Source organism: Stenotrophomonas genospecies 5 (assembly GCF_054473825.1).
This window is the reverse complement of sequence record NZ_JBTMUW010000003.1, coordinates 1-16,633: the sequence shown is the minus strand read 5'-3', so window position 1 is coordinate 16,633 and position 16,633 is coordinate 1. Positions and strand designations below refer to the sequence as shown.

The window sequence follows — 16,633 nt, the reverse complement described above, 5'->3', positions numbered from 1 at the left end:
GACGTCAGCCCGCCGACAGCTGGGCCAGGGCATCCACCTGGTGCTCGTGGCTGAGGCGCTGCAGCAGCGGGTCCAGATCGCCGGCGAGGATGTTGGGCAGGTCATACAGGGTCAGGCCTTCCACACGATGATCGGTGATCCGCCCCTGCGGGAAATTGTAGGTGCGGATGCGCTGGCTGCGATCGCCACTGCCGACCTGCAGGCGACGCGATTCGGCCTGCGCGGCGTCCTGGCGCTGGCGCTCGGCGTCGAGCAGCTGCGCCTTCAGGCGTTTCATCGCCTTGTCGCGGTTCGCGTGCTGGCTGCGTTCGGTCTGGCATTCCACCACCACGCCGGTAGGTACGTGGGTGATGCGGATGGCCGACTCGGTCTTGTTGACGTGCTGGCCACCGGCACCGGATGAGCGGAAGGTGTCGACCTTCAGGTCGGCGGGGTTGATGACGATGTCATCGACTTCGTCCGCTTCCGGAATGATCGCCACGGTGGCCGCCGAGGTGTGGATGCGGCCCTGCGATTCGGTGGCGGGCACGCGCTGCACGCGATGCGTGCCGGATTCGAATTTCAGCCGCGAGAAGGCGCCACGGCCGACCACGCGCGCCACCACTTCCTTGTAGCCGCCGTGCTCGCCGGGGTTGTCGGACTCGATCTCGACTTTCCAGCCCTGGCGCTCGGCATAGCGCGCGTACATGCGGAACAGGTCGCCGGCGAAGATCGCTGCTTCGTCGCCACCGGTACCGGCGCGGACTTCCAGGAACAGATTGCCCTCGTCACGTGGGTCGCGGGGCACCAGCAGCAAGGCCAGCTCCTGCTCCAGTTCCTGCAGGCGCGCCTGGGCCGAGGCGATTTCCTCATCGGCCAGCTCGCGCAGGTCCGGATCGGCGCGCATGCCCTCGGCGGCGGCCAGGTCGGCCTTGGCGCGCGCCTCGTCGGCCAGTGCGGTGGCGACCGGTTCAAGTTGGGCGAATTCGCGCGAAAGGTCGCGGAAACGGGTGTTGTCGGCGACCACGTCGGGTTCGGCGAGCAGGCGTTCCAGTTCTTCGCGGCGCTCGGCCAGCGCTTCCAGCTTACGGCGCAGGGTCGGCGTCATCGGTTCTCACGGGTGGGTGGCGGTAACCCGGCGTGGCCGGGAACAGGCGCTCGGCGGCGCGGGTCAGGTCGGCATCGCCGCTCAGCGCGGCCGCGCGCAAGGCAGCGGTCGGGGGGTGCAGGAGCCGGTTGGTCAGGCCGTGGGCCAGCAGTTCCATGACCTCTTCGGCCGGCTTGCCGTTGGCCAGCTGCTGACGGGCACGTTCGAGCAGCTCGGCGCGGGTGGCGTCGCCGAAGGCACGCAGTTGCCGCAGCGGCGCGTGGTGGGCGCCGGCCTGCAGGGTCTCGACGAAGCGCGATACCTGCAGGTCGATGATCGCTTCGGCTTCGGCGGCCGCCTCGCGACGGCCGCGTCGATTGTCTTCCACCGCGCGTTCCAGATCGTCCACGGTGTACAGGAAGGCATCGTTGAGCGTGCCGACCTCAGCCTCGATGTCGCGTGGCACGGCCAGATCGAACAGCAGCATCGGCTTGTGCCGGCGTGCACGCAGTGCATTGGCCACGGTCTCGCGGTGGATCACCGGTTCGCGTGCGGCGGTGGCCGAGAACACGATGTCGGCCTCGGCCAGATGGCGTTCAAGCTCGGTCAGCGGCAGGGCCACGCCGCCATGACGGCTGGCCAGTTCCTGCGCATGGGCGAGCGTGCGGTTGGCGATCAGCAGCCGCCGCACCTTGCCTTCGCTGAGGTGGCGGGCGGCCAGCTCGATGGTTTCCCCCGCACCGACCAGCAGCACGGTGGAATCATCCAGGCGGGCAAAGGCATTCTGCGCCAGGCGCACCGCAGCCGAGGCGACCGACACCGGGTTGGCGCCGACCTGGGTATCGGTGCGCGCACGCTTGGCCACGGAGAACGTCTGCTGGAACAGCCGGTCCAGGCGCTGGCCAAGCAGACCGTGGTCGCGCGCGGTTGACCAGGCATCCTTCACCTGGCCCAGGATCTGCGGTTCACCCAGCACCATCGAGTCCAGGCCCGTCGCGACCCGGAACAGGTGGCGCACGGCGTCGGCATCAGCATGCTGGTACAGGTAGCCCTGCAGGTCGCCGGCCTGGCTGCGCAGCCACTGGTCCAGCGCCTGCGCCGAATCGGCCACCGCGTACAGTTCCGTGCGGTTGCAGGTGGACAGCAGCACCGCCTCGGCAATCTGCGGGGTGTCGCGCAGCGAACCGAGCGCGCGCGGCAAGGCATCGCCGGCGAAGGCCGCGCGCTCGCGCAGTTCCACCGGCGCGGTCTGGTGATTCAGTCCGAGCACCCACAGGGTCATTGTTCAGTTGCTTGCGATAAGCTGCTGGCCATTGGACGACATTTTAAGGCCCCGATGCCGACGATGCCCGCATTGATTCGCATCCCCAGTGTTCTGCTGCTGTCCCTGGCGTGCAGCCAGGCCCTGTCGGCGGCGCCCGCCAAGCCCCTGGCGCGGGGCGCCGCCACCGAGGAACTGGCACTGGAGCCGGTGATGGCCGGCGAGTTCGCCCTGCAGGCCGGCAAGCTGGCCGAGGCGGCGCGCTGGTACCTGCAGGCCGCCCAGCGCAGCGACGGCGATGCCGGCCTGGCCGAGCGCGCGACCCGTATTTCCATGCTGGCCAACGACGATGCCAGCGCCGCCCAGGGCCTGGCCCTGTGGCAGCAGCGCGCGCCACGGTCGCTGGCCATGCGCAGCGCGGCCGGTGCGCTGGCGATGCGCCAGGGCGACGTGAAGGCGGCCCGCAGCGAGCTGCAGAGCCTGCTGCAGGACAGCGATGACCGCGGCTGGAAGTTTGCCCTGGCCGCGCTGGTCGGCGGTGGACGCGATCCGGCCGTGCCGGCGCAGGTGCTGGGCGAGCTGGTCGATGCCAACGCCATCCCGCCGAAGATCGAGGCCTGGCAGGAATTCGGTCGCCTGGCGCTGCGGATGGAAAAGCCGGAGCTGGCACGGCGCATGATCGATGAGGTGGTCAAGCGCTTCCCGGAAGAGCCGCGCGTGGCGTTGCTGCGCGCCAGCCAGCTGCAGCAGGCCGGGCAGACCGATGGCGCGCTGGCGCTGCTGCGCGAGGTCGAACCGAAGACCCGCCAGGATCCGGAACTGCGCAACGCGGTGGCCATTGCCTACGACAGCCTGAACCAGCCGGCCGCCGCCGAGCGGGTGCTGGCGGTAGGGCCGCAGGACGTGCAGACCTGGGGAATGCGGGCGTCGCTGCTGGCCAAGCAGGGAGACAAGGCGGCCCTTTCCAACCTGTACAGCGAGCTGTCGCGGCAGGCCGCCAAACCGGACCCGGCGCAGCGCCTGCTGCTGGGCAAGATTGCGGAGTATCTGAAGCGTTATCCGGAAGCGGTGCAGTGGTATCACAGCGTGCCGGGCGGCGATGAACTGAGCGAGGCCCGCCTGCGGGCGGCGAGCGCACAGGCGCTTGCCGGGCGCCAGAGCTTGGCGCTGGACGAGGTACACGCGATCCAGTCCGATGCCGGCGTGGACGACGAGGTGCGCCGCGACGCCTATCTGCTGGAAGCGGAACTGCGGCAGCGCGCCAGCGACGATGCAGGTGAACTGGATGCGCTGGCCCGCGGTCTGGCCGCTTACCCGGACGAGAATGCACTGCTGTACGCGCGTGCGTTGGCCTGGGAACGCCGTGATGATATTGCCCGTGCCGAGGCCGACCTGCGCAAGATCCTGATCACCGAGCCGGAGAACGTGCCGGCGCTGAATGCGCTGGGCTACACCCTGGCCGATCGCACCGGTCGCTACCAGGAGGCGCTGGAACTGATCGACCGTGCCCGCGTGGCCGAGCCGGACAATGCCGCCATCGTCGACAGCTATGGCTGGGTGCTGTATCGCCTGGGCCGCAACGAAGAGGCGCTGGTGCAGCTGCGTCGTGCGTGGACCCTGGCCAAGGATCCGGAGATCGCCGCACATGTCGGCGAAGTGCTGTGGGTGCTCGGCCGGCATGACGAGGCCCGCCACTTCTTCGAGGAAGCGGCCAGGCTCGACCCCGACAACCGCGCGCTGCAGCGTGCCCGCGAGAAATTCAATCCATGAGTGTTTCCCTTTTCCGGCCGCTGCTGTTGGCAGTGGCGACCGTCGCCATGACTGCCTGTACGTCGCTGGGCACCCAGAAGACACCGGCGCCGGCCGTGGTCGAGGCCGTGTCAGCGGAAGCGGCGCAGGCCGAAGCCGCTCGGGTAGCGGCGCTGCAGGCGCAGCCGGAGTGGTCCTTCCAGGGCCGGGTAGCGGTCAGCAAGGGCAAGGACGGTGGCAGTGGACGCATCGACTGGCAGCAGGCCGGGCGGCGCTACGTGATCGAGCTCAGTGCACCCGTGACCCGGCAGAGCTGGAAGCTGACCGGCGACAGCCAGCATGGAGGCGGTCGCCTGGAGGGACTGGCCGGCGGCCCGCGTGAAGGCGAGGACGCGCAGCAGCTGCTGCTGGAGGCCACGGGCTGGGAAATCCCGGTCAACTCCCTGCCCGAGTGGGTGCGTGGGCTGGCGGTTGCCGATCCCGCCGGCGCGGGCAAGGTCGAGCGTGATGGCGAAGGCCGCCCGCGCCGCATGCAGCAGATGGGCTGGCAGATCCAGTACCTGGACTGGTACCCCGCCGAGGCCGGGCGCCCGTCCCTGCCGCGCCGGATCGAAGCCAGCAGCGGAGACGCCAAGGTCCGCCTGCTGGTGGACCAGTGGGGGCAGGGCGCGCCATGAGCGCGGGTGCGGAGGATGCGGGCTGGTCCTGGTGGCCGGCCCCGGCCAAGCTGAACCTGTTCCTTCATATCACCGGCCGCCGCGCCGACGGCTATCACGAGCTGCAGACCGTGTTCCGCCTGCTGGATTGGGGGGACCGCATCGGCCTGCGCCTGCGTGAAGACGGCCAGGTACGTCGGCAGGGTGAGGGATTGCCGGGTGTGGACGAGGCCGACGATTTGGCCGTACGTGCCGCTCGCATGCTGAAAGAGGTCGCCAACATCGACCAAGGTGTCGACATCATCGTCGAAAAGCATATTTCGGCCGGTGGTGGGTTCGGCGGTGGGTCATCCGACGCTGCCACCGTGCTGGTGGCGCTGAACCGGCTCTGGAACGCCGCTCTGGACGAGGACGCGTTGGCCGCGTTGGGCCTGCGCCTGGGCGCGGATGTGCCGGTGTTCGTGCGTGGCCGTAACGCCTGGGCCGAAGGTGTGGGAGAGCGGCTGCAGCCGATCACCCTGGCACCGGCCTGGTATGTGGTGGTCGAGCCCGGCGTTCATGTTCCGACCCCGGTCCTGTTCGCAGCCCCGGATTTGACGCGCGACAGCCCAGTGGCGAAAATAGACGACTTCGCTTCCGGGGCCTTGGTCGGGAACGCGTTCGAACCGGTGCTGCGCCGCCGCGAGCCTGCCGTCGAGGCAGCACTTGCCGCGTTGAGCGACATCGGTACCGCGCGACTGACCGGTTCTGGAAGTGGTTGTTTCGTCGAATTCGCATCGCAGACTGCCGCACAGCAGGGGCGGGCGAAGTTGCCGAAGGAGTTGCGGGCCAGGGTGGCTGCGGGCGTTGCGCGTTCGCCGCTGCTGGATGCACTCGAGCAACACTGATTTCAAATGCAGGGGCGTCGCCAAGAGGCCCAAGGCACCAGGTTTTGATCCTGGCATTCGTAGGTTCGAATCCTACCGCCCCTGCCAATGCGGCTGTGTCCGCGCCTTCAGCGCATCATCCGCGCGGGACGTGGAAACAACCGCGGTGTTGTCAGCAGCAAGGGTCCGGCGTGGTCCTTGCCGCCACCGGATCCCCGCCACTCGTCCCCGCCCGAGACAATCATGATGCAAGAGTCCCCGAACCTGCTGGTCTTTTCCGGCAACGCCAACAAACGTCTGGCGCAGAACATCTGCAAGGAACTGGGGGTTCGCCCGGGCAAGGCGCTGGTCTCTCATTTCTCCGATGGAGAAGTGCAGGTGGAGATCGAAGAGAACGTCCGTAAGCAGGACGTGTTCGTGATCCAGCCGACCTGCGCGCCGAGCGCGGAAAACCTGATGGAACTGCTGGTGCTGATCGACGCGCTCAAGCGCGCATCGGTGAACAGCGTGACCGCCGTGGTGCCGTACTTCGGTTACTCGCGCCAGGATCGCCGCATGCGTTCCTCGCGTGTGCCGATCACCGCCAAGCTGGCGGCGAAGATGTTCAGCACCGCTGGCGCTGATCGCGTGCTGACGGTCGACCTGCACGCCGACCAGATCCAGGGCTTCTTTGATATTCCGGTCGACAACGTTTATGCCTCCCCGCTGCTGCTGGCCGACATCTGGCGCGCCTACGGCACGGAAAACCTGATCGTGGTGTCGCCGGACGTGGGCGGCGTGGTCCGCGCCCGTGCCGTGGCCAAGCGCCTGGATGATGCCGACCTGGCGATCATCGACAAGCGCCGTCCGCGTGCCAACGTCTCCACCGTGATGAACATCATCGGTGACGTCGAAGGCAAGACCTGCGTGATGGTCGATGACATCGTCGACACCGCCGGCACCCTGTGCGCCGCTGCCGCTGCCCTGAAGGCGCGCGGTGCGCTCAAGGTCGCCGCCTACTGCACCCACGCGGTGCTGTCGGGCCCGGCGGTGGACAACATCACCAATTCCCAGCTCGACGAGCTGGTGGTGACCGATACCATCCCGCTGAAGGACGCAGCGCGGGTGTGCAGCAAGATCCGCCAGCTGAGCGTGGCGGAGATGCTGGCCGAAACGATGCGCCGCATCGCCTTCGGCGAGTCGGTCAGCTCGCTGTACGTGGACTGAGTTTTTCGTCCCTGCCGGCAACGGCAAGGACTTCCCCGGATGCTTCTGGTCGCGGAAGCATCTTCAATCGCCAAGCCGCAGGGCAAGGCAACAACCTGAGTAGTCGAAAATGTCGAAGACCCATGAAATCAAGGTCACCAAGCGTGAACTGCAGCGTAAGGGTGCGAGCCGCCGCCTGCGTCACGCCGGTGTGATCCCGGCCATCGTGTACGGCGGCAACGCCGAGCCGGTCGCCATCAGCCTGGACCACAACGAAATCTGGCTGGCCCAGCAGAACGAGTGGTTCTATGCCTCGATCCTGGACCTGAACCTGGACGGCCAGGTGCAGAAGGTCCTGCTGCGTGACATGCAGCGCCATCCGTACAAGCAGCTGATCATGCACCTGGACTTCCAGCGCGTGAACGAGAACGAAGCCCTGACCGCTTCGGTCCCGCTGCACTTCATCAACGAAGACACCTCGCCGGCCGGCAAGGCTGCCGACGTCGTGGTCACCCACGAACTGAAGGAAGTGACCATCAGCTGCCTGCCGAAGGACCTGCCGGAGTCGATCGAAGTCGACCTGGCCGACCTGGCTGCTGGCGACGTGGTGTACCTGTCCAACATCAAGCTGCCGAAGGGCGTGGAAATCCCGGCCCTGGCGCTGGGCAAGGACCACGACGACGCGATCGTCACCGCCAAGCACGGCAAGGAAGACGCTGCCGACGCTGAAGAAGCACCGGCCGCCGAGTAATGCCCCCGCGGCGCCTGCTCCGGCAGGCGCCGCCCCGGCATCTACAGGAAGATCCAATGGCAGGACTGCGACTGATCGTCGGTCTGGGCAATCCCGGATCGGAGCACGCCCGGACCCGGCACAATGCCGGGTTTCATTTCGTTGAGGCCCTGGCGGAAAAGGCAGGGGCGCGATGGAACGTGGACAGCAAGCTGTTCGGCGAGACCGCCAAGGTCGAGATCGCCGGGCAGACGGTATGGCTGCTCAAGCCTGCCACTTTCATGAACCTCAGTGGCAAATCGGTCACCGCCGCGCAGCGGTTCTGGAAGATCGAGCCCGAGGAAACCCTGTTGGCGCATGATGAACTGGACCTCCCGCCCGGTGTGGCGCGGCTCAAGTTCGACGGCGGTCATGGCGGCCAGAATGGCCTGCGTGACACCATCCGCCTGCTGGGTCACGGCAAGTTCCATCGCCTGCGCGTGGGCATCGGCCATCCCGGCCACAAGGATCGCGTGGTGGGCTGGGTGCTGGGCCGCCCGTCCAAGGACGACGACCTGCTGATCGCGCGCGCCATCGACGATGCGATCGACGTGATGCCGCTGGCCGTGCAGGGCGATTTCAATGAAGCGATGAAGCGCCTGAACACCCCGAAGTAGCTGCCAACCCCGGTTGGCACCCGCAATGATCGATTGAAACAGCTTGGGAAAGCGGCGCGCGCGCTGTTTTCCCAATCAATTTCACCCCAGAGGTTGTCAAAGATGGGTATCAAATGCGGCATCGTCGGCCTGCCCAACGTCGGCAAGTCGACCCTGTTCAACGCGCTGACCAAGGCGGGCATCGCCGCGGCGAACTTCCCGTTCTGCACCATCGAACCGAACGTCGGCATCGTGCCGGTGCCGGACCCGCGCCTGAACGAGCTGGCAGCGATCATCAACCCGCAGAAGGTCATTCCGACCGCCGTGGAATTCGTCGACATCGCCGGCCTGGTCGCCGGTGCTGCCAGCGGCGAAGGACTGGGCAACAAGTTCCTCGCGCACATCCGCGAAGTCGATGCGATCACCCACGTGGTGCGCTGCTTCGAGAACGCCGACGTCATCCATGTCAACAACAAGGTCGATCCCATTTCGGATATCGAAACCATCGATACCGAACTGGCCCTGGCTGATCTGGACAGCGTCGAGAAGGCGCTGAACCGCGCCGAGCGCGCTGCCAAGGGTGGCGACAAGGAGGCCGCCGCGCGCAAGCCGGTGCTGGCCAAGCTGCAGGCTGCGCTTTCTGACGGCAAGTCCGGCCGTTCGGTGGGTCTGGACGAGGAAGAGAAGGCGCTGGTGCGCGACCTGTTCCTGCTGACCCTGAAGCCGGTGATGTACATCGCCAACGTGCTGGAGGACGGGTTCGAGAACAACCCGCACCTGGAAGCCGTGCGCGCGCACGCTGCCGCCGAGGGCGCGCAGGTGGTACCGGTGTCCGCCGCGATCGAGGAAGAACTGTCGCAGCTTGACGACGAGGATCGCGACACGTTCCTGGCCGACCTGGGCCTGAGCGAGCCGGGCCTGAACCGCGTGATCAACGCGGCCTACAGCCTGCTGGGCCTGCAGACCTACTTCACTGCCGGCGTGAAGGAAGTCCGCGCCTGGACCGTGCGCAAGGGTGCCACCGCCCCGCAGGCCGCCGCGGTCATCCACACCGACTTCGAGAAGGGCTTCATCCGCGCCGAAACCATCGCGTATGACGACTTCATCAAGTACAAGGGCGAAGCCGGTGCCAAGGAAGCCGGTCGCCTGCGTCTGGAAGGCAAGGAATACCGCGTGCAGGAAGGCGACGTGCTGCACTTCCGCTTCAACGTCTGATCCAGCGGCATCGGATCGACCCCGGACGCCCCGCCCCGAGCGGGGCGTCCGCGTTTCCGGCATCCGTCTCTGCGCTGGACAAAAATTGACCATGCTCTGAAACGCCTGCAGCGCAACGTTCGCACACACTTGTCCACATCAAACCCCCACCGCTTTCCACGCGCGGTGTGGAAAACCCAGCGTGCCGCTGTAGAGCCGAGCCCATGCCCGGCTGATGCCAGCCGGAGCCGAGCATGGGCTCGGCTCTACAGAAGCTTGTCCGCACGCCGTGGACAAAATTTCACCGCGCTTGGAAACGCCTGCGCGACAACGCTCTCACCCACTTGTCCACATCAAGTTCCCATTGCCTTCCACGCTGCGTGTGGAAAACAATCGCAGTCGTGGACAAAAAATCACCATTCATGGAAACGCCTGAGGCGCAAGGCTCTCGCCTACTTGTCCACACCAAGCCCCCATCGCTTTCCACGCGTGGTGTGGAAAACCACGGCCAACAGCAGATTCCGATTTCGGACTTGTTGCATGGTGCGCGGCGCGGTGCTGCTTCAGGCTGGCCTCTGACCCTTCCACTGACACGGGCGGCATCATGCCTGTGCGCGACCCGGAGAGTTGCGATGACGACGCGAACGTATGGGTGGGTAGTGGCGATCGCGGCCCTCGGGTTGCTTCTGGCCTACGGCTGCCAATACATGGTCGTGCGGCCTGCAAGAGGGAGTGCATCAGCCCCGGAGTGCAGTGCCGTCAGCCTGTTGAGTGCCATGCGCGAGCGGCTGCGACCCGAAGCGGACTTCAGCGAAAGCGGTGGTATCTACCTGGACTCTGTTGACCCGGAGGATCCAGAGGCACTGATCGCCTATGCAGCACTGGGCCGTATCTGCCGGGAGCCAGCAGGACGACGCACCGATGAGGGGCAGGCCGTTGCCAGACGGCTTGCCCGGATCGCATCCAGCTTCATCGTCGGGGGAAGGCTTGAGCCCGGTCGCTACGTCCTGACCGCGGCCACGGATGGCTCCCGGGGCGATGAAGTGGTGGCAGTGTCACCGGAACACCTTGCACTGCTGCGGAGCATGAACACCCGCACGCTGGGGAGAGCAGTGATGCTGATGGACAGCAAGCGTCCCTACGGTGATATGCATTATTTCTACATCGACATGGCCCGCGCGCTGGGGGAGCCGGTTCCGCTGGACGCGAATGGTAATGCGACGTTCGCGCCGGGGGTGATTGCCCGGTACGACGAACTGCATGGACAGATGCTTGATGTGGTCCGTGTCTTCTGGCGCTTTGCGGAGCCGGCGCAGTCTACGTCCTGAGCGGAACTGCACGCGGAAGGGGACGGAGGCCTGCGCCCCCGTCTTCCCGCCTGAGTTCAATGCAGCGGCACGCCTTACAGCGCGCTGCCGCCGAACTTGTGCGTGTACTGCAGATTTATCGTGCGGCCCACGCTGTCGAACCAGGAGACGTCGTAGTACGGGTACGCCGTGTATGTGGCGTCCTTCGGCGGCATCTTGTTGAACACGTTGACCACAGACAGAGACAGGCGCGAGTGGTCGTCGAAGCGATACTGCACCGACGCGTTGTAGCGGTACGTGGCCCTGATGTACGGGCTGTCGCCGCTGTCCCAGTCGAACACCTGGTCGTAGCTGTCCGAGGTGGGCAGCTTGCCCAGTCGCGAACCGTACACGGTGGCCGACCACGCATCCTTTTCCCACGTCACACTGACGCTGCTCTTGGTGCGCGGGATGTCGAAGCCGCTGTTCACCGCGAACTGGTCCTCGATCGCATCGCCGGTGTAGCGCTGGAAATCGTGCTTCTTCACCCAGGTGTGGCTGCCGTTGAAGATGAAGTCACCGATACCGGTCTGCAGGCGGTAGCGCAGGCCCGCATCGATGCCCGAGGTCGACTCGCGTGCCACGTTGATCGGATTCACATGCACCCCGTACAGGCGGCCGTCGGCGGTCCGGGTCACCCGCGCCAGTGCGTCCACGCAGGTTGGTGACGTGATGTCGGCGTCGCCCAGGCGGCAGTTCGCTTCACTGGCCAGGATCGTGCGCACGTCCATGTCCTGCACCTGCCTGCGCATGTCGATGTCGAACCAATCCACCGAAAGATCCAGCCCTGCGGCCGGCGACCAGACGAAGCCTGCGCTCCACGAGGTGCTGGTCTCCGGGTCCAGCTCGCGGTTGCCGCTGCGGCTGCGGATGACGTTGCGCTCGTAGTCCGAGCAGTCGTCGGCCTGTTCGGCGCGGCAGCTGTACAGGTCCTCAGCGCTGGTCTCGTCGTTGCCGGGGCCGGCAAACACGTAGTGCAGGTCCGGGGCGCGGAAGGCCGTGCCGTACGAGCCGCGCACCAGCAGGCTCTCGACCGGGCGCCACTCAAGGCCGCCGCTCCAGGTCGCCTTGCCGATCGTGTGGCCGGAGTAGCGGTACTGATCATAGCGACCGGCCACGCTCAGGTTGATCGTCTCGTGCAGCGGCATGCGCAGCTCGGCGGCCGTTGCCCAGCGGTTGCGCGAACCCTTGCCGTCGGAATCCTTCCAGCTGTAGTAGTAGTAGTACTGGGTCGCCAGCGGATCGGGATTCAGCGCGTAGGCCTGCTGGCCCACTTCCACGGTCGCGGCAAAACCGGCATCGCCGCCGGGCAGAGCGAACAGCGAGCCGTTGGTCAGGGTGAGGGCGGCCGTCTCGGTGCGGGACTTCGGGGTATAGGTGGTGCGTGCGGCGATCGCGTCGTACTCGGCGCGGGTCAGCGGGCGGTACAGCCGCGACGGGTCGGCGCTGTAGATCGGGAAGCCGTCATCGTCCTCGCCCAGCTGCGGGCCCAGGAACAGGTCGTTGGCCCTGCCGGCGATGATCTGCGGCCAGCTGATCCGCGACTGGTACTGCGAATGGCTCAACGCCGCTTCGTAATCCCAGTTGCCGGCCAGGTTGCCCTTGAAGCCGGTGGTCACGCTGAAGGTCTTCTGCGTGCTGCGCACCATCGCGTTGCGCAGGCCACCCATTTCCTCGGGCGAGAACTGACGCTGCCAGAACTCGATTTCGCCGGTGGCTTCGTTGCTGAAGTAGCCCGACTCGTCGCCGTCGGCGGCCATGCGGCCCCACGACGTCACATCGCGCATCAGCGCCAGCGTGTGGTAACCCATCTGCACGTCGGCGAACCACTGCTGGCCGTTGTCGAAGTCATAGCTCAGCGAGGCATAGCCGTTGGCGCCGCGGCGCTTGCTGAGGATGGTGCCGTAGCCGATCGACGCGTCGCTGCCGCAGTAGTAGCCATAGCGGGGGCGGAAGGCATGGTAGGTGCTGCCCTGGTTCTGTCCGCTCAGGGCATCGCAGGTGGCCGCGCCCGGATCCAGGTAGTCATCGTTGTAGTCGGTGCGCAGGTAGGCACGGCGGGCGATGCGCGAGCCCTCGGTCGGCCCGTCCTGGGTCGAATCCTGGATGTCGCGCTCATAGGCCCACAGCGGCGTCTGCGACTGCAGCTCCACGCTGTACACCGCATTGAAGCGGCCCGTGCTGAACCCGCTGGACAGGCTCATGTCGAAGGAATCGCCACCGCCCTCACTGGTGGTGCCCATGCGCACGTCGACCGTGGTGCCGTCGGCCTTCTTCTTGAGGATGAAGTTGACCACGCCGGCGATCGCGTCCGAACCATAGATGGCCGAGGCGCTGCCGGTCAGCACTTCGATGCGGTCGATCATGCCCAGCGGAATGTTGGACACGTCGGTGAAGTTGCTGCGGCCCTGGAACGGCATCGGGAAATCGGCGATGCGGCGGCCGTTGACCAGCACCAGGGTGTGGTTGGGTCCCAGCCCGCGCAGGTCGACCTGCTGTGCACCCGGCGAGAAGTCGGCGCCGCTGGAGGATTGCTGGCTCTGCGTCTCGCCACCGTTCTGGGTCATTGCCCGCAGCACGTCGGGCACGGTGGTGAAGCCGCTGGAACGGATCTGTTCGGCGTCGATCACCGTGATCGGGGCGGGGCCCTCGACCTGGGCGCGCGGAATGCGTGAGCCGGTGACCTGCACCGCATCGAGCTGCCGTACCGGAGAGGAGGCCGGAGCCTGGGCCGCCGCAGAAGCGGCAAGGCCCATCAACGCCAGCTGGATCGACCACGCCATCGCCTGTCTACGCATGAGAAGTTCCCGGAAGTAATGCCGGCCCGCAGAGGAGGGGCCCATCCCCCATTCAGATTTCCGCAATGGGCGCCGGCATTTAACGCCTTTTTCATGCTCTTGACTACTGATGCCCCATCTGGCAAAGAGTGAAAACGCTTGCAGGTCGTTTCTGTTCAGGGAGATCAAGATGCGACGGTTCCATCGAAGGCTGCGCCAAGTGCTTGCCGGCCTGGCAGTGCTGGTTCTCCTGGGCTCGCCGCTGGCCGCGTCCGCGCAGGACCTGCAGGGGCCGGGATTCGCCTATTACGAGACCGGCGATCTCGATGCCCCGCGACCGGGGCCGAGGGCGCCGGCGATGATGCTGATGGGCGGTGGAGAGTGGGTGCCGGAGGCGTTCCAGTGGTGGTTGAAGCAGGCCGGCAATGGTCGCGTGCTGATCCTGCGCGCCTCCGGCAGCGACGAGCTGCAGGAGCGTCTGCACCATGACATCGGCGGCACCACCGCCGTGCAGACCCTGGTGTTCGACAGCCGTCGTGGCGCCGATGACCCGGCCGTACTGCGGGTGGTGGCCGCGGCCGACGCCATCTTCATCGCCGGCGGCGACCAGTCGCGCTACATCCGCTTCTGGAAGGGGACCGCACTCAACCGCGCGCTCAATGCCCACGTCCGTGCCGGCAAACCGATCGCCGGCACCAGTGCCGGACTGGCGATCCTCGGTGGCTATGCCTACGGCGCGCTTGACGGTGGCAGCGTCACCTCCGCCGCCGCGCTGGCCGACCCGATGGGCAGCGCGGTGACGATGGACAGTGGCTTCCTGCAGATGCCCTATCTGCAGCGGGTGGTCACCGACACCCACTTCGACCGGCGTGATCGTCTCGGTCGCCTGATCGTGTTCGTCGCCCGTGCCGCGCAGGACAGTGGCGACCCGGACATGATCGGCATCGGCGTGGACGAAGACACCGCGCTGTGCGTGGAGCCTGACGGACGCGCGCAGGTGTACAGCGCCGATGGTCATGGCAGGGTCTGGGTGGTCCGCCCGGGACGTGGCGCGGACCGGCTCACGCAGGGCGAACCGCTGCGTTTCCACGCTGTGCCGGTTACCGTGGTGGCAAGCGGTGGCCGCATGCGGCTGGACGACTTCCAGGCCGACGCCGACTATCACGCAGCGGTCGATGTTGACGGTGGCCGGATTGAACTGATCCGTCGCTGACCGCTGCTGCCGGCCGCGCGCCGGCGCTTCCCTTCGGGCATCTCGTCGAGCCTGCTCGATGCCATCGCTTCCATTTCCGGAGATATCGATGAAGCTTCATCTGGCGCTGTCTGCGCTGCTGTCCCTGCCGTTGCTCGCCCATGCTGCGCCGGATGCGTCGCCCCTGCTGGTCATCCATGGCGGTGCCGGCGTCGAGCGCAAGGATCTGTCCGCCGCCGAGGAGAAGGCGGCACGTGCGGCACTCCGTGCGGCGCTGCTGAAGGGGCATGCCGAGCTGGCAGCCGGTCGCCCTGCACTGGCGGCGGTCACCGCAGCGATCACCGTTCTCGAGGACGATCCCACGTTCAATGCCGGCAAAGGCGCGGTGTTCACCCACGACGGGCGCAACGAGCTGGACGCGGCCGTGATGGATGGCGCCACCCAGGCGGCCGGCGCGGTGGCCGGCGTGCAGCGCGTACGCAACCCGATCCTGCTGGCAACGGCCGTGATGCAGGGATCGAAACACGTGATGATGGTCGGGCAGGGCGCTGAGGCGTTCGCCGTCGAGCAGGGCATGACCCTGGTCGATCCTTCGTACTTCCGCACCGACAAGCGCTGGCAGCAGCTGCAGCGCGCACTGAAGGAGGAGGCCGGCGGCCAGGCCCACGCCGACCTGGAAACGGCCCGGCACTTCGGCACGGTCGGTGCGGTTGCGCTGGATGCGCAGGGGCGCCTGGCAGCGGGGACCTCCACCGGAGGAATGACCAACAAGCGCTACGGGCGCGTCGGCGATTCGCCGATCATCGGCGCCGGCACCTGGGCCGATGCACGCTGTGCGGTGTCGGGAACCGGGTGGGGCGAGTACTACATCCGCACCGCTGCCGCGCACGAGATCTGCGCGCGTATCCGCTACCAGGGCCAGTCGCCGGCGGAGGCAGGCAGGGGCGTGATCAACGAGGCGATTCCGCAGATGGGTGGGGATGGCGGTGCGATCGTGCTCTCCGCCGATGGAAAAGCGGCCACGCCGTTCAACACGCAGGGCATGTACCGCGGCTGGATCGGTGCCGACGGCGTTCCGCATGTGGCGATCTTCGCCGACGAGGCCTTGGCGCTGCCTGGGCAATAGGCTTGCGTATCAAAGGGTTTGCGACGCATGTGAAAAAAAGTGAAAAAAAGCGTTGACAGGCCCCCGCTTCATCTCCAGAATTGCGGGCTCACCACCACACACCGCAACGCTTCGGCGGCACGGGATGGGGTTGAAACGGAGGGATACCCAAGCGGCCAACGGGGGCAGACTGTAAATCTGCTGGCTTACGCCTTCGGTGGTTCGAATCCACCTCCCTCCACCAGCTTCACGTTGTGGCACTTCCCGGTGCGGGAGTAGTTCAATGGTAGAACCTCAGCCTTCCAAGCTGATGGTGCGGGTTCGATTCCCGTCTCCCGCTCCATTGAATGAACTTTGAATATTATCGAGTTCATGCCATAATGCAAAACTCGCTCACGTAGCTCAGTCGGTAGAGCACTTCCTTGGTAAGGAAGAGGTCGAAGGTTCGATTCCTTTCGTGAGCACCATCTTCAGCACCACACCAGACGAATTCGAGATAAGCAGCCATGGCCAAGGGTAAGTTCGAGCGCACCAAGCCGCACGTCAACGTCGGCACCATCGGTCACGTCGACCACGGCAAGACCACGCTGACCGCCGCGCTGACCAAGATCGGCGCCGAGCGCTTCGGTGGCGAGTTCAAGGCGTATGACGCCATCGACGCCGCACCGGAAGAAAAGGCGCGTGGCATCACGATCTCGACCGCGCACGTCGAATACGAATCCCCGACCCGTCACTACGCCCACGTTGACTGCCCGGGCCACGCTGACTACGTCAAGAACATGATCACCGGTGCTGCCCAGATGGACGGCGCGATCCTGGTGTGCTCGGCCGCTGACGGCCCGATGCCGCAGACCCGCGAGCACATCCTGCT

The 16,633-nt window shown here is 66.4% G+C and carries 14 protein-coding genes and 4 tRNA genes; 15 read left to right on the top strand and 3 right to left on the bottom strand.

Annotated elements, in window-relative coordinates:
- Positions 1-4: 4 nt before the first annotated feature.
- Positions 5-1,087: a peptide chain release factor 1 gene (prfA, locus tag ACX9OW_RS17130; RefSeq protein WP_053520283.1), complete on the bottom strand. Its 1,083-nt coding sequence runs from the start codon at positions 1,085-1,087 to the stop codon at positions 5-7.
- Positions 1,065-2,348 (bottom strand): glutamyl-tRNA reductase, encoded by a 1,284-nt coding sequence (gene hemA, locus ACX9OW_RS17125; RefSeq protein ID WP_053520284.1) that lies wholly within the window; start codon positions 2,346-2,348, stop codon positions 1,065-1,067. The genes prfA and hemA overlap by 23 nt, the downstream gene beginning before the upstream one ends.
- 63 nt (positions 2,349-2,411) lie before the next feature.
- Here hemA and ACX9OW_RS17120 point away from each other — a divergent pair, with 63 nt between their 5' ends.
- From ACX9OW_RS17120 to ACX9OW_RS17080, 9 genes are all read left to right on the top strand, one after another.
- The gene (locus tag ACX9OW_RS17120; RefSeq protein ID WP_277381434.1) at positions 2,412-4,097 is read left to right on the top strand and encodes a tetratricopeptide repeat protein; all 1,686 of its coding nucleotides are present in this window, start codon (positions 2,412-2,414) and stop codon (positions 4,095-4,097) included.
- A complete protein-coding gene (gene lolB / locus ACX9OW_RS17115) occupies positions 4,094-4,753 on the top strand; it encodes a lipoprotein insertase outer membrane protein LolB (RefSeq protein ID WP_459062607.1) in 660 nt (219 codons plus the stop codon). Before ACX9OW_RS17120 ends, lolB begins: the two co-directional genes overlap by 4 nt.
- On the top strand, positions 4,750-5,619 hold the full coding sequence (ispE, locus tag ACX9OW_RS17110; protein ID WP_053520287.1) for a 4-(cytidine 5'-diphospho)-2-C-methyl-D-erythritol kinase: 870 nt from the start codon (positions 4,750-4,752) through the stop codon (positions 5,617-5,619). Before lolB ends, ispE begins: the two co-directional genes overlap by 4 nt.
- Before the next feature lie 10 nt (positions 5,620-5,629).
- Positions 5,630-5,706 (top strand) — tRNA-Gln (locus ACX9OW_RS17105).
- A 138-nt stretch (positions 5,707-5,844) separates the two neighbouring features.
- Complete coding sequence (locus tag ACX9OW_RS17100; RefSeq protein WP_053520289.1) at positions 5,845-6,804, top strand: ribose-phosphate diphosphokinase; 960 nt, start codon at positions 5,845-5,847, stop codon at positions 6,802-6,804.
- A gap of 109 nt (positions 6,805-6,913) precedes the next feature.
- On the top strand, positions 6,914-7,534 hold the full coding sequence (locus ACX9OW_RS17095) for a 50S ribosomal protein L25/general stress protein Ctc (RefSeq protein ID WP_053520288.1): 621 nt from the start codon (positions 6,914-6,916) through the stop codon (positions 7,532-7,534).
- Positions 7,535-7,590: 56 nt separating this feature from the next.
- Positions 7,591-8,169, top strand: a complete 579-nt coding sequence (gene pth, locus ACX9OW_RS17090; protein ID WP_053520316.1) for an aminoacyl-tRNA hydrolase — start codon at positions 7,591-7,593, stop codon at positions 8,167-8,169.
- A 102-nt stretch (positions 8,170-8,271) separates the two neighbouring features.
- The gene (gene ychF, locus ACX9OW_RS17085) at positions 8,272-9,363 is read left to right on the top strand and encodes a redox-regulated ATPase YchF (RefSeq protein WP_053520317.1); all 1,092 of its coding nucleotides are present in this window, start codon (positions 8,272-8,274) and stop codon (positions 9,361-9,363) included.
- Between the two features lie 611 nt (positions 9,364-9,974).
- On the top strand, positions 9,975-10,670 hold the full coding sequence (locus tag ACX9OW_RS17080) for a hypothetical protein (RefSeq protein ID WP_459062606.1): 696 nt from the start codon (positions 9,975-9,977) through the stop codon (positions 10,668-10,670).
- A 74-nt stretch (positions 10,671-10,744) separates the two neighbouring features.
- Here ACX9OW_RS17080 and ACX9OW_RS17075 read toward each other — a convergent pair whose 3' ends face one another.
- Positions 10,745-13,486, bottom strand: a complete 2,742-nt coding sequence (locus tag ACX9OW_RS17075) for a TonB-dependent receptor plug domain-containing protein (protein ID WP_459062605.1) — start codon at positions 13,484-13,486, stop codon at positions 10,745-10,747.
- Positions 13,487-13,655: 169 nt separating this feature from the next.
- On the opposite strand from ACX9OW_RS17075, the gene ACX9OW_RS17070 reads away from it, so the two are divergent.
- The 6 genes from ACX9OW_RS17070 to ACX9OW_RS17045 form a co-directional block, all read left to right on the top strand.
- Positions 13,656-14,678, top strand: coding sequence for a cyanophycinase (locus tag ACX9OW_RS17070; protein ID WP_340044552.1), 1,023 nt, complete (start codon positions 13,656-13,658; stop codon positions 14,676-14,678).
- An 88-nt stretch (positions 14,679-14,766) separates the two neighbouring features.
- Positions 14,767-15,783 (top strand): isoaspartyl peptidase/L-asparaginase, encoded by a 1,017-nt coding sequence (locus tag ACX9OW_RS17065; protein WP_197601407.1) that lies wholly within the window; start codon positions 14,767-14,769, stop codon positions 15,781-15,783.
- Between the two features lie 137 nt (positions 15,784-15,920).
- Positions 15,921-16,006: transfer RNA gene (locus ACX9OW_RS17060), tRNA-Tyr, on the top strand.
- Positions 16,007-16,031: 25 nt separating this feature from the next.
- Positions 16,032-16,105: transfer RNA gene (locus ACX9OW_RS17055), tRNA-Gly, on the top strand.
- A 48-nt stretch (positions 16,106-16,153) separates the two neighbouring features.
- Positions 16,154-16,229 (top strand) — tRNA-Thr (locus ACX9OW_RS17050).
- Positions 16,230-16,268: 39 nt separating this feature from the next.
- A partial coding sequence (locus tag ACX9OW_RS17045) for a GTP-binding protein (RefSeq protein ID WP_459040695.1) occupies positions 16,269-16,633 on the top strand: 365 nt, incomplete at its 3' end.